The 12,912-nt window shown below is 58.4% G+C and carries 13 protein-coding genes and 1 pseudogene; 7 read left to right on the top strand and 7 right to left on the bottom strand.

Annotation, left to right across the window (positions count from 1 at the left end; all coding sequences use genetic code 11):
- The first annotated feature begins 180 nt into the window (after positions 1–180).
- The 3 genes and pseudogenes from MUN79_RS17995 to MUN79_RS18005 all read left to right on the top strand — a co-directional run bounded on the left by MUN79_RS17995 (position 181) and on the right by MUN79_RS18005 (position 3,307).
- Positions 181–1,700: pseudogene (locus tag MUN79_RS17995) on the top strand (sigma 54-interacting transcriptional regulator).
- Positions 1,701–2,229: 529 nt separating this feature from the next.
- Positions 2,230–2,547 carry a radical SAM protein gene (locus tag MUN79_RS18000; protein WP_311136515.1) on the top strand — a complete coding sequence of 106 codons (318 nt, stop codon included), beginning with the start codon at positions 2,230–2,232 and terminating at the stop codon, positions 2,545–2,547.
- Between the two features lie 145 nt (positions 2,548–2,692).
- Positions 2,693–3,307, top strand: a complete 615-nt coding sequence (locus MUN79_RS18005) for an aspartate/glutamate racemase family protein (RefSeq protein ID WP_375378259.1) — start codon at positions 2,693–2,695, stop codon at positions 3,305–3,307.
- 138 nt (positions 3,308–3,445) lie between these two features.
- On the opposite strand, the gene map is transcribed toward MUN79_RS18005, so the two are convergent.
- Positions 3,446–4,210: a type I methionyl aminopeptidase gene (gene map / locus MUN79_RS18010; protein WP_244674014.1), complete on the bottom strand. Its 765-nt coding sequence runs from the start codon at positions 4,208–4,210 to the stop codon at positions 3,446–3,448.
- A 616-nt stretch (positions 4,211–4,826) separates the two neighbouring features.
- Between map and MUN79_RS18015 the strand changes: the two genes are divergently transcribed.
- Positions 4,827–5,021 (top strand): hypothetical protein, encoded by a 195-nt coding sequence (locus MUN79_RS18015; protein WP_244674015.1) that lies wholly within the window; start codon positions 4,827–4,829, stop codon positions 5,019–5,021.
- A 134-nt stretch (positions 5,022–5,155) separates the two neighbouring features.
- On the opposite strand, the gene MUN79_RS18020 is transcribed toward MUN79_RS18015, so the two are convergent.
- A complete protein-coding gene (locus tag MUN79_RS18020; RefSeq protein ID WP_244674016.1) occupies positions 5,156–5,617 on the bottom strand; it encodes a peptidylprolyl isomerase in 462 nt (153 codons plus the stop codon).
- 220 nt (positions 5,618–5,837) lie between these two features.
- On the opposite strand from MUN79_RS18020, the gene MUN79_RS18025 reads away from it, so the two are divergent.
- A complete protein-coding gene (locus MUN79_RS18025) occupies positions 5,838–6,092 on the top strand; it encodes a hypothetical protein (RefSeq protein ID WP_244674017.1) in 255 nt (84 codons plus the stop codon).
- Positions 6,089–6,472 (top strand): fasciclin domain-containing protein, encoded by a 384-nt coding sequence (locus MUN79_RS18030; RefSeq protein ID WP_244674018.1) that lies wholly within the window; start codon positions 6,089–6,091, stop codon positions 6,470–6,472. The genes MUN79_RS18025 and MUN79_RS18030 overlap by 4 nt, the downstream gene beginning before the upstream one ends.
- Positions 6,473–6,682: 210 nt before the next feature.
- Here the strand turns inward: MUN79_RS18030 and rsgA are convergent, their stop codons facing one another.
- From rsgA to MUN79_RS18055, 5 genes are all read right to left on the bottom strand, one after another.
- A complete protein-coding gene (rsgA, locus tag MUN79_RS18035) occupies positions 6,683–7,609 on the bottom strand; it encodes a ribosome small subunit-dependent GTPase A (RefSeq protein ID WP_244674019.1) in 927 nt (308 codons plus the stop codon).
- 110 nt (positions 7,610–7,719) lie between these two features.
- Positions 7,720–8,970, bottom strand: a complete 1,251-nt coding sequence (locus tag MUN79_RS18040) for a 3-deoxy-D-manno-octulosonic acid transferase (protein ID WP_244674020.1) — start codon at positions 8,968–8,970, stop codon at positions 7,720–7,722.
- 150 nt (positions 8,971–9,120) lie between these two features.
- Positions 9,121–9,759: a peroxiredoxin gene (locus MUN79_RS18045; RefSeq protein ID WP_244674021.1), complete on the bottom strand. Its 639-nt coding sequence runs from the start codon at positions 9,757–9,759 to the stop codon at positions 9,121–9,123.
- A 128-nt stretch (positions 9,760–9,887) separates the two neighbouring features.
- Complete coding sequence (locus MUN79_RS18050; protein ID WP_244674022.1) at positions 9,888–10,352, bottom strand: Fur family transcriptional regulator; 465 nt, start codon at positions 10,350–10,352, stop codon at positions 9,888–9,890.
- A gap of 99 nt (positions 10,353–10,451) precedes the next feature.
- Entirely contained in the window at positions 10,452–11,747 is a 1,296-nt protein-coding gene (locus MUN79_RS18055; RefSeq protein WP_244674023.1) for an aspartate kinase, read from the bottom strand.
- An 85-nt stretch (positions 11,748–11,832) separates the two neighbouring features.
- Here MUN79_RS18055 and fbp point away from each other — a divergent pair, with 85 nt between their 5' ends.
- The gene (fbp, locus tag MUN79_RS18060) at positions 11,833–12,855 is read left to right on the top strand and encodes a class 1 fructose-bisphosphatase (protein ID WP_244674024.1); all 1,023 of its coding nucleotides are present in this window, start codon (positions 11,833–11,835) and stop codon (positions 12,853–12,855) included.
- Positions 12,856–12,912: the final 57 nt, after the last annotated feature.

Consider the following 12,912-nt stretch of genomic DNA (forward strand, 5'->3'; position numbering starts at 1 on the left):
GCCCAGACTACCGCGGCTGCTCACATATCTATGTGAGGCGGGCGTACAACATTTTTACCTTCGCCCGGCAAACCCGTCCGAACCAACACCCCCCTTGCGTAGTTGTATTATTTGACTGCCCACGCGTAGCCCCAACCGCCCAGGTTTTTGCGTACGTCTGGCTCACTCCCTATCCCCGATATGAAATCAACTGACATCCGTACCCTCGGTGACTTGAAGAAGTCTGGCTACCAGCCCCGTTCCGTCAAGCAGGAGCTGCGCGACAACCTGATTGCCAAGCTGCAAGCCAAGGAAGACGTGTTTACCGGCATCTTCGGCTACGAGGAAACCGTTATTCCGGACCTGCAGCGCGCTATTCTAAGCATGCACCACATCAACCTGCTGGGCTTGCGCGGGCAGGCCAAAACCCGCATTGCCCGCCTCATGGTGGACTTGCTCGACGAGTATATTCCCGTGGTGGAAGGCTCGGAATTGAACGACGACCCGCTCGAGCCCCTGAGCATCTACGCCAAAAACCTTATTGCCGAGAAAGGCGACGCCACGCCCGTAAGCTGGCTGCACCGCTCGGAGCGCTACACCGAGAAGCTGGCTACGCCCGACGTGTCGGTGGCCGACCTTATCGGCGACGCCGACCCCATCAAGGCCGCTACGCTGAAATTACCCTACTCCGACGAGCGGGTTATTCACTTCGGTTTGATTCCCCGCTCGCACCGCGGCATCTTCGTCATCAACGAGCTGCCCGACCTGCAGGCCCGCATCCAGGTGTCGCTGTTCAACATTCTGCAGGAAGGCGACATCCAGATTCGCGGCTTCAAGGTGCGGCTGCCGCTGGATATCCAGTTTGTCTTCACGGCCAACCCCGAAGACTATACCAACCGCGGCTCCATTGTGACCCCGCTCAAGGACCGTATCGACTCCCAGATTATCACGCACTACCCAAGAGCGTGGAAATCGGGAAGCGCATCACTAAGCAGGAAGCCCGCATCAAGCCCGAGCAAAAGGGTATGGTGGTGACCAACGAAATCATCCACGACCTGGTGGAGCAGGTGGCGGTAGAAGCCCGCTCCTCGGAGTTCGTCGACGCCAAAAGTGGCGTGTCGGCTCGTCTGACCATTGCCGCCTACGAAAGCCTGGTGAGTGCCGCCGAGCGGCGCGCCCTGATCAACGGGGAGAAGAAAACCTACGTGCGCATCGCCGATTTCCTGGCCGCCGTGCCTGCTCTTACCGGCAAGGTGGAGCTGGTGTACGAAGGTGAGCAGGAGGGAGCCGGCATCGTGGCCGAGAAGCTGATGGGCAAAGCCATCCGCACGCTCTTCCTCAACTACTTCCCCGACCCCGACAAGCAGAAGAAAAAGAAGAACATCCCGAACCCCTACAAAGAGGTGCAGGACTGGTTTGGGGCCGGCAACACCGTGGACGTGCTCAACGACGGCTCCGACAAGGACTACCACGCCGCCCTGGAGCAGGTGCCCGGCCTGCGCAACATCGTGACCTTCCTGCACCCCAACGAGGATGCCGACACAACTTGGTTCCTGATGGAGTTCTGCCTGCACGGTCTGGCCGAGCACAGCCTGATTTCGCGCAACCGCGTCACGGCCGGCACCCAGTTTAAGGACCTGCTGTCGTCCATGTTCACCATGCCCAGCTTCGGCGGCGATGACGACGAGGACGAGGAAGAAAAGCCCCGCCGCCGGCGGTAGCGTGTAGCGCGAAATGTGTAGTTCGCGTACCCCGCGCCGGTAGGGTCATTCCGGTGCGCGAACTACACAGTTCGCGCTACTACCAAAAACGCCCCGCGTATCGAAAGATGCGCGGGGCGTTTCAATTTGGAGTATTCTCTACTTGTTGAAAACGTCTTTCAAGAGGGGATTAGGAGTCAGCTAGGAAGCCTTTTGCTTTGCATACGCCCACATGCAGAAATGCAAGACAGTGTTTTATCTATAATAAGTACTTATGTAAAACACTATATATGCGATACTGCTACCTTAGCCGCTGCTAGTGGCGCTGGTAGTAGAAAAGCCCGGTTCCTATAGCTAATGCAGTAGCAACGTTTCTGGGTTTATAAAAAATCAATACAATGAGAATAGTAACTGTAGTCGCCCTCACCGCTGTATTTGGCAGCTTCCTGTCATGCACGTCCGGAACGGAGGCCCCCAAAAAGCTAGTAAAATGCCTATAACGGGTACTTGGCAGCTGGTTAACAGAACAGTTATTGAGAAGGGGGACACGGTGACCACGGCCACCAACAAAAACGAATCGTTTATTAAAGTCATTAATGACACCCACTTCGCCTTTTTGCAGCACGACTTAAAAAAAGGCAAGGATTCAGCTGCGGTGTTCGTGGCCGGGGGCGGCAAGTATTCCCTCAAAGACAGCCTCTATAGTGAGCACTTAGAGTATTGCAGCGCCCGAAACTGGGAGGATAATGATTTTGCCTTCACCCTCACGTTAAAAAACGATACCCTCACGCAAAGTGGCGTGGAGAAGGTAGCCAGTGCCGGCGTAGACCGGGTTAATATCGAGCGCTACGTACGGCTGAAACCATAGTGGCTAATTAATGAGGTGAAAGAATTTCACGCTCAGCACAGCTTCAAGCAGCGGTGTCGCTTACTTAGGTTGCACCCATGAAACAAAAGAAAATCGGGTTAGTAGGGGCATAAGCTGGGTTTCCACCCTGGACTATTACCGCCTCATCAATGAGGGCGTAAACGAGCGGCTGGGCGGACTGAACTTCGCCGAGCTGTTGCTTTACTCCCTCAACTTTGCCGACGTGCAGGCCACCTGGGAGCATTCTTACAGCTTGCTGCGCGATGCCTGCCTTAGCCTGCAGCGCGGAAATGCCGAGGCCATTGCCTTGTGCGCCAATACCGCCCATTTGTTTGCCGACCAGCTGGCGGCTGAGCTGCAATTGCCCTTCATTCACATCGTCACCGAAACGGCGAAAGTCCTGCGGCAGGAAGGCCACACTACCATTGGTCTGCTCGGTACCAAATTCACGATGGAAATGCCCTTCTACCGGGAGCGGCTGCAAGCCTTTGGCATAACGGTGCTCACGCCGCCCGCGCAGGAAACCCGGGACTACGTGCAGCTTACCGTCAAGGAAGAGCTGGGGCGGGGGCTGCTCCGGCCTGAAACCAAAGCGCGCTACCTCGCCATTGGGCAGGAACTGATTAGTAGCGGAGCCACAGCCCTGGTGCTGGGCTGCACCGAGGTTCCGCTCCTTATCAGTCAGGCCGATTTCGCCGTGCCGGTGTTCGACACGGTCAAAATCCACTCGGACGCCATTGTAAGCTACATGGTGTCCTAAGCCACGGCCCGGCGGCAGCGGGCCGTGAGCTGGAAGGGCGGTGGCATACTGGGCTGAACTGCTGGCGAAACTCTCAGAACGAGGGTCAAACAGACCCTTACCCAGTTGTTCGCGCCCGGCAGCACTGCCCGGTGATTCTTAGTCCCAGATGCTGTTGGCCTCGGTAAGAATGAGGGGCTGGCCGTCGGTAATCACAATGGTGTGCTCGTGCTGGGCCACGAAGCTGCCGTCTTTGGTAGCCAGCGTCCAGCCGTCGCCGAGCTGGTGGGCAATAGAGGCGCGGGTGGAAATAAAGGTTTCCACGGCCACTACCGAGTTCTTTTTGAAGCGCTTCACATTGTGCCGGTCGTAGTAGCAGGGAATTTCCTTGGGCTCCTCGTGCAGGCTGCGGCCAATGCCGTGGCCCACCAGATTCTTGATAACCCGGTAACCTGCTTTTCGCGCTTCGGCTTCAATCAGCCCGCCGATATCGGCAATGCGGACGCCGCCGCGAATATTGCTCAGAGCCGTGCGCAGGATCTGCCGGGAGGCGTCCACCAGGGGCTGGTGCTGGTGAATATCCTGGCCCAGCACAAAGGAGCCGCCGTTGTCGGCCCAGTAGCCATCCAGCTCCGCCGACACGTCAATGTTCACCAGGTCGCCTTCCTGCAGTATTTTACGGGCCGAGGGAATGCCGTGGGCCACCTCATTATTGACGCTGATGCACGTCCAGCCGGGAAACCCGTACGTCAGCCGCGGGGCCGATTTCGCGCCCAAGTCCGCCAGAATGTGCCCGCCGTATTCGTCTACCTCTTTCGTCGACATACCCGGCCGGGCGTACTCGCGCATTTGCTTTAGGGTAGTGCCGACGGCCTGGCTGATGCGCTGCAGGCCAACTAATTCTTCTTGGGAGGTGATGGACATAAGACGAAATGTTTAAGCGCGCTGAAGAGGCAGCGCTGGGTTGTTAACCGGAAGCCAGCAGCACGGGTTTATGAGGAAGTGCTTTGAGGACTTTTTGCCCAGGCTTACATCTTGCTATTCCATCCCTGCCCGGCTGCCGGAGCACAGCTCAATTAAACTTAGAAGCGGGTAAGACCAACAGTGCCGGCTTCAAACCAGAAGAGGCAAGCCGGAAAACGCAACCTCCTGCGCTGCTAAAACAGCCTTGGCAAGATAAGGCTTCCCGCATAACTCCTTACGCTTATAGCGGTCCAGCAGAGCCGATGACCGGCGGCGTCAGCCCGGTGCGCAGGGGCTCCGACTAGCCTAGCCAGCCTCGTGGCCAGTATTGTCCAGAGCAGGCGGCTTGAGGGGCAAACCGCAGAGGGCGAAGGAGTATTCTGGTTTTTTAGGCCTGATTGCCAGTCCGGTAAATCCGCTCGGCGAGGAAAATCGTTCATTCACCCACGAAACATAGCCCTCGGACAAATCTTTCGGGAAGGCGGGAACCTAAAGCGTTGCTTTGTATCATTCCAACGGCCAAACGGGCTGATGGAACCCATCCAACGCCCGTTTCACCCTCCAGCCTTTTTCTGCCATGCCTTCCTGCCTCCTTGCCCGCCTCGCTTCGTTTTTGCTCGTTCTTGCCCTGCTGGTGCCCAGCGCCTCGGCGGTAGCAGCGGGCCGCGGACCGTACGGACGGACCATGAGCAAGGGGCGGCCCACGGTACACCGTCCGAATTACAAACAGTACAACGCCAGCAACACGCGTTGGTTTTTTCAGCGCTGGTAGGCCGCTGCTTCCCGCCGGGGTTCATTCCCGAGAAAGAAATAACTACTGGTTTTTTTACACACCCGACCTGCGCAACAACAAAAAAGCCGACTGATTCTTCAGCCGGCTTTTTTGTGGGCAACTCCGAAGGCAACTTAGGCCTGCTCGCTTACCACGATTTTCTTAATCTCGTCGTTGGCCTTAATCTGGTCAATGATGTCCAGGCCTTCTACCACTTTACCGAATACAGTGTGGTTGCGGTCGAGGTGGGCCGTGTTGTCGCGGCTGTGCACGATGAAGAACTGGCTGCCGCCGGTGTTGCGGCCGGCGTGGGCCATGCTCAGCACGCCACGGTCGTGGTACTGGTTGCCACCTTTGAGCTCACAGTCAATTTTGTAGCCGGGGCCGCCGGTGCCGGGCTGGCCTTTGGCGCCGTCGCGGGAGTTAGGGCAGCCGCCCTGCACCACGAAATTGGGGATGACGCGGTGAAACTTCAGCCCGTCGTAGAAGCCTTTCTGGGCCAGGTCGGTGAAGTTCTTAACCGTGTTGGGAGCGTCCTGCTCAAAGAACTCAACTTTCATCACGCCGTGCGTGGTATGGATTTCGGCAGTTTTCATGCGAAGGAAAAGAGAATAGGTGGAGGGGGTAAAAAGCGCCAAAGACCCGAAAAGGTTTCGTGCGCCGAACAAAGGTAGCCAAATCAGCCGCCGGCAAAACATCCGTGGGGCCGCCGAGTTGCGTACACGGAGCCACAATGCCGGAAGTTGAATATTTCGATATTGCCCCGACCTTCAACCGACCATTTCTGAGCCAATCCCTAACCCCGTTCCGCGTCCGATGAAAAAGACCCTGAGAAACGCCTCTTTTGCTTGGTGCGCCGCCGCGCTAGCCACTGCAGGCCTGAGCAGCTGCTCCGACAACAAGACCACCGAAAAAGCTACCACCGAAACCGAGGCCATTGCCACCGTCGACTCGGCCGCCATGATGACCGACTCGGCCCGCATGGCCAAGCCCGAGGGCGTGATGGTCGACGGCGTGGCCATGACCCCGATAAGAGCATCATTCAGAACGCGGTGCAGGCCAGCAGCGTGAGTACCCTGGTGCGGGCCGTATCGGCCGCCGACCTGGGCGGTACGCTCAGTGGCCCCGGCCCATTCACGGTATTTGCCCCCACCAACTCAGCCTTTATCCAGCTGCCCAAGGGCGCCATGGCCGGTCTGATGAAGCCCGAAAGCAAGGAAAAGCTTAAGGGCGTGCTGACCTACCACGTCATTGCCGGCCGCCTCGTAGCTTCCGACCTCAAAGACGGGCAGGAGCTTACCACCGTGAATGGTGAGAAAGTGAAAGTCTCGGTGAAAGGCGGCAAAATCATGATTAACAACGCCACCATCCAGATTCCCGACGTCATCTCCAGCAACGGCGTCACCCACATTGTCGACCAGGTGCTGCTGCCGCCCGCACCCAACATCTAAGCGCCGGCCTGTCCTTGCGAGGACGTAGGACATTCCGCAAGTCAAGCGGCGTCAATCCGTCCTCGGCATTGTACGCAGTGACCCGTTACTCAGAAAGCCCTTTCCCGTAGCAAACAGGAAAGGGCTTTTCACTTAAAGTCGCTCAGTACATTTCAGAGGACAGGTTGCTTCGCAAGCTCGCAAGGACAGCCTAAACAGAAAATAAACTGCCTAGTGGCGGTTGTCGTCGTCGTTGAGCATGCTCACGTAGCTGTCGTAGCGGGGCAGGGCAATCTTGCCTTTCTCCACGGCTTCGCGCACGGCGCAGCCGGGCTCGTGCACATGCTGGCAGTTGTGGTAGCGGCACTGATTGAGCAGGGCGCGCATCTCGGGGAAAAAGTGGGCCAGCTGCCCGGGTGGAATATCGACCAGCCCCAGCTCCTTGATGCCGGGCGTGTCAATCAGGTAGGTGCCGGGGCGTACTTCCAGCATTTCGGCGAAGGTAGTAGTGTGCACACCCTTGTCGGAAAACTCGCTGATTTCGGCCGTCTTGATATCTAGATCGGGCACCAGGGCATTGATGAGCGTGCTTTTGCCCACGCCCGAGTGCCCCGACAAGAGCGAAACTTTGCCATCGAGCAGGGCGTCGACGTCGGCTACGCCCTCCCCGGTTTCGGCCGAGCAGCGCAGGCCCGGGTAGCCGGTACGCTTGTACATCTTAAGAATCTGGTCCTGATAGTCGGCCAGATCCTCATCATAGAGGTCGGTTTTGTTGAAAATCAACGTTACTGGGATGCTGTAGGCCTCGGCCGTGACCAGAAACCGGTCGATAAAGCCAAACGAAGTAGCCGGCGACACGAGCGTGACGACCAGCAGGGCTTGGTCTAGGTTGGCGCCTACAATGTGGGCGTGCTCGGCCTTGTGCACCGAGCGGCGGATGATGTAATTGCGCCGGGGCTCGATGTGGTGAATCACGCCCGCACCCTCGGTTTGCTCCTCCACCGTGAAATCCACTTGGTCGCCCACGGCCAGCGGGTTGCTCACCTTCAGGTTCTTGTTCTTGAATTTGCCCCGCAGCCGGCAGCGGTGCAGCTTGCCGGTGGCCATTTCGCGCACCAGGTACCAAGAGCCCGTCGATTTAACTACAATACCGGTCATAGGGTGAAATTGTGAGAGGGTGAAATGGTGAGTTTGGGGAATGGAAGAATGATGAACTGATTTGCATTGGTGCGTTGCCGCACAGATGAAACGACAAACTCACCATTTCACTATTTCACCATCTCACCATCAAGCCAGCGCATGATAAGAGCAGTGGCGCCGGCTTTTTGGTGGACGTATTCCAGGCTCAGGTCCTGGACGACGAGGCGGTTGGTTTCGTAGTGAAACAGGGGCGCAAAGGCGTCCTTCAGCTCCTGGGCCGTGCGCACGGGGAAGGCGCAGCCTAGTTCTACCAGGTCGATGGCCTCCTGAAACTTGCCGTAGGTGGGCCCAAAGAACAGCGGGAGCCCGAAAGCCGCGGCTTCCAGCGTGTTGTGCAGCCCTTTGCCAAACGCCCCGCCCACGTAGGCATAGTGCCCGAACCGGTAGAGCTGGCTGAGCAAACCCACGTTGTCGATAAGCAACACCGAGGCCTGAGCCACGGTAGCGGGCTGGGCCTGGGAGTAGCGCACCACGCTACCCGGCAGCGCCTCTTCCACGATGCGCAGGTTGGCCTCACTGATTTCGTGGGGCGCCACGATAAAGCGCAGCTCGTGCTGGTACTGCTGCATTAGCGGGGTCAGCACGGGCATGTCCTCGGGCCAGCTGCTGCCCACAATGCAGACCGGCAGCCAGTCGTCGGTAAAGGCATCGACCAGCGGCAACTCCTTGGGCGGAGCTAAGGCCGTGCGCACCACGGTATCGAAGCGGGTGTCGCCGGCCACGCTGGCCTGGGTGATGCCGGCCTGGCGCAGCAGCTGCACGGAGGCTTCGTTCTGGGTGAAGATGTGGGTGAAGCACTGCAGCATACGGCGGTAAAAACCACCCCAGGGCTTGAAAAACACTTGCCCGGGCCGGAAAATGGCCGACACGCAGATGGTGGGCACTCCACGCTGCCGCAGGCCGGAGAGCAGGTAATACCAGAACTCATACTTTACGAACACCGCCAGCCGGGGCTGTACCGCGTCAAGAAACGCCGCGGCATTGTGCTGGGTGTCGAGGGGCAGGTAGAAGACATAATCAGCCCCGGGCCAGTTGTGGCGTACCGCGTAGCCCGAGGGCGAGAAGAACGTCAGCACGATTTTGTGGCCGGGGTGGCGCTGGGCGTAGGCTTCGATGAGCGGGCGGCCCTGCTCAAACTCGCCCAGGGAGGCGCAGTGAAACCACACCCGGGGCGCAGTATCGGCCTGCAGCGTCTGACGAATGTGCTCCAGCAGGCCCTGGCGCCCGGCCACCCACTGGGCCGCCTTGGGCACGAAGGGTGCTACCAGCCGCAGCAGTAGGGCGTAGAGGTGGAGGCCAATGGTATATAGAAAACGCAAGTCGGGGAGCGTGGGCTAAGAGAATGGGGCAGGTAAAGCCGAATAATCCGGCAAAAATAGCTTTTTACCAGCCGTTAAACGAAAAAAGCCCCAACCAGGCGGTTGGGGCTTTCCGAATCAGCAGCCGAAGCTTCCGATAAAGACTAGAAACTAGTGGGAAGCCTGCTTGCCCAGGTAGTTGGCTACGCCCTCCCGGGTGGCGTGCATGGCTTCTTTGCCTTCTTCCCAGTTGGCGGGGCATACCTCCCCTTTGGCTTCGAAGTACTGCAGGGCATCCACCATGCGCATGGCTTCGTCGATGCTGCGGCCCAGCGGACCGTCGTTTACCACCTGGTGGCGCACGATGCCGTCCTTGTCGATCAGGAACAGGCCGCGGTAGGCCAGGGGCGAGCCAACGAAGGTCATTTCGCCAGCTTCGTTGTAGTCGTAGTGGCCGCCCAGCACGTCGTAGTTCGAGGCAATGGTCTTGGTAGCGTCAGCCACCAGCGGGTAGGTTACACCCTCGATGCCGCCGTTGTCGCGGGGCGTCTGCAGCCAGGCAAAGTGCGAGAAGTGCGTATCGGTCGAGCAGCCCACAATGGCTACGCCCTTGGCTTCGAAATCGGCCAGACGGTCCTGGAACGCAATGATTTCGGTGGGGCACACGAAAGTGAAGTCGGCGGGGTAGAAATAGAAGATAACGTGCTTCTTACCCAGGTAGCGGTCCAAAGAGAAGTCCTCTTCGAATTCGCTGTCGATTACGGCCGTAGCCTTGAAAGAAGGAGCACGCTTGCCAACGAGAACTGCCATTGTATTTGGGGTATTATGTAAGTGAAAAGAGAAAAGTAGAAGTCAGATTTTAAAGCTCAGAACTTAGAAAGCAGAACTCGGCGTATAAACAGCTAGCCAAGTTCTACCCTCTGAGTTCTTAGTGCTATTCAAGAGGAAGTCCGGGAGCCGGCAATGTGCAGGGAGAAGGAGTGGGGCTGGAAGTTGCCCAGGCCGTGGCTCGCAAAAAACTCGCGGATCAGCGCGTCCAGCTCGGGGTTGCTGTAGTCGATGATTTCCTTGGTGTCGGTGCAATACAGGTGGTGGTGGGCCGTGCAGTCCGAATCGTAGCGGCGGCAGGCGCCCTCGGCCGAAGCCACGCGCTTGGTCAGCCCGGCCGCCACAAAGCTATCCAGGGTTTTGTACACGGTCCCCAGCGACACGGTTGGCTCGGTGGCGGCTACCTGCCGGTGCACCTGCTCGGCGGTGGGGTGGCCCGGTAGCACCACCAAGCTCTCCAGAATCAGGATGCGCTGGGTGGTAGCCCGCAGCCCGGCCGTAGCCAGGCGCTGGCGTAGCTCGTCCCGGTTGGGCTGGCAAGCTGCAAACTCAGAATGGTCGGAAAAAGGTGTCACAGGTAAGAATGATTCTCCACAAAGGTAGTTGGAGAAGTCATTGCCCGCCAAAAAGGTTTAAAAAACGATTAAAATCAGGTTTTCGAATTCTTGCCCCGGCTAGATCAGGCCTTCCACAGGCAGGCTCCGGCATACAAACTGGAAGGTCTGGCGGCTGCGCTGCTCGAGCAGCAGCTCCCGGCCCATCGTGAGCCGCTGCAAACTGGCCTTATCGTAGTTCTTGATGGTGTAGAGCTCCAGCTCCGTGTTGTAGTGAATCGTGAACTGGTCGCGCAGCTGGCTCAGTAGCTTCTCCAGGCGGTAGGCGGAAAAGTCGGTGCAGACCGAAAAGGAAATGGCCGAGTTCTGCATCATGTTGATTTTGAGCCGCACCTGGGCTAGAGCCCCAAAAATCACTTCCAGATTCTCCTCCGAAATAAAGGTCAGATCCTTTGATTCAAACGAAATCAGGCACTGCCCGTCCTTGCGGATAAAGGCTGGCGCCAGGGGCTCGTGCCGCCCGTCGCCGATGCGCGTGCCCTCGGCCGTGGGGTTCAGAAACGACTTGACCAGCAGCGGAATCTGCCGCACGGCCAGGGGCTTGATGGTTTTGGGGTGAATAACTGACGCTCCGTAGTACGCCATTTCGATGGTTTCCTGGTAGCTGATCTGCGGAAACCGCACCGTGTCGGCAAAAAACTTGGGGTCGGCGTTGAGCAAACCGGCTACGTCTTTCCAGATGGTGACCGACTCAGCCTGCAGGCAGTAGGCAAAAATGGCGGCCGTATAATCGGAGCCTTCTCGGCCTAGTGTGGTAGTCTGCCCATTCGGCGTGCCACCCAGAAAACCCTGGGTCACGACCGGCCCACGCTGCAGCAAAGCGGGCAGCTGGTCGCGCACGTTCCACTCGGTCGTGGGCCAGTCGATGCGGCCCTCCCGCCAGGTGTGGTCGGTGCGCAGCAGGGGGCGGCAGTCGAGCCACTGCGCGTCCAGAGCCCGGGCTACGATGCAGGTGGCTAGCAGTTCGCCGAAGCTGATGACTTGGTCGTAGCGCTGGTCGTAGGTGTCGGCTGGGGGAGCTTGCTGGCGCAGATCCGCCAGCTGCCCGCTCAGTTCGTCCAGCAGGGTGGTCAGCTGACTTGCTTCCCCCGCGTCGGGCCCGAACAGCTCCTGGGCCACCCCGGTGTGGAAGCTGCGCAGCAACTCAAGCTGGGGCGAAAAGTCCTGCCCGGTAAAAGCCCGCTGAAAGATTTCCTCCAGGGCATTAGTGGTTTTGCCCATAGCTGAAACCACGATGAGAAGCTGCTGCCCGGCCGTGTGTTCCCGCACGATTTGGGTTAGATTCCGGATGGCGGCCGCGTCTTTTACCGAGGCGCCGCCGAACTTATATACCTGGAGGGAATGGGGTTCCTGCATGGGCCAAAAGTAGGCAGCGGGCGGCAGATGTGGCGAAAAAGCTTAGTTTTGTAGGCCAGAACCACCTGCTCACCCACCCACTTTTATGGACCACAACAAACTGGCTCTCCCCGTCGGTACCACCCTCGACCGATTCATCATGCGCAAGCAGGAGGACTTCCCCTACGCCACCGGGGAGCTCTCCCAGCTGCTGCGTGATATTGCCTTGGCAGCCAAGATTGTCAACCGCGAAATCAACCGCTCTGGCCTCATCGACATTGCCGGCGCCTATGGCAACCAGAACGTGCAGGGCGAAGACCAGCAGAAGCTCGACGTCATTGCCAACATTCGCTTTATCCGGGCCCTGCGCAACGGGGGCGAGGTCTGCACCATCATTTCCGAGGAAGACGAGGACATGATTCAGACCGGCAACAACCAGGGCAAGTACGTGGTAGCCATCGACCCCCTGGACGGCTCCTCGAACATTGACGTGAACGTCAGCATCGGCACCATTTTCAGCATCTACCGCCGCGTCTCGGCCACGGGCTCCGAAGGCACCGAACAGGACTGCCTGCAAACCGGGACCCATCAGGTAGCCGCCGGCTACGTAATTTACGGCTCGAGTACCATGCTGGTGTACACCACCGGCAACGGCGTGAATGGCTTTACCTACGAAAACTCCCTGGGTGAATTCTTCCTCTCGCACCCCAACATCAGCACGCCCAAAACCGGCGCTATTTATTCCATCAACGAAGGCAGTTCGGAGTTTTTCTCGGAAGGCACCGCTGCCTTTGTGGCCCACTGCAAGCAGCAGGGCTACTCGGCCCGCTACATTGGCTCGTTGGTAGCCGATTTTCACCGCAACCTGCTCAAGGGCGGGATCTATATGTATCCGGCGACCAAGAAAGCGCCCAACGGTAAGCTGCGCCTTATGTACGAGTGCAACGCCCTGGCCTTTATCGTGGAGCAAGCCGGGGGCAAGTCCAGCAACGGCCGCAGCCGCACCATGGAAATCGAGCCCAAAGGCCTGCACGACCGGAGCCCGCTCTTCATTGGCTCAACGGAGCTCGTGGAGAAGGCCGAAGAGTTTCTGACCGCCGAGTATTCCGACGCTGTAGCTTCGCTCTAACTCAGGCAATGGTAGCATAAAAAAGCCCGGCGGATTGGATCCACCGGGCTTTTTTAG

Source organism: Hymenobacter cellulosilyticus, from assembly GCF_022919215.1.
GTDB lineage: Bacteria > Bacteroidota > Bacteroidia > Cytophagales > Hymenobacteraceae > Hymenobacter > Hymenobacter cellulosilyticus.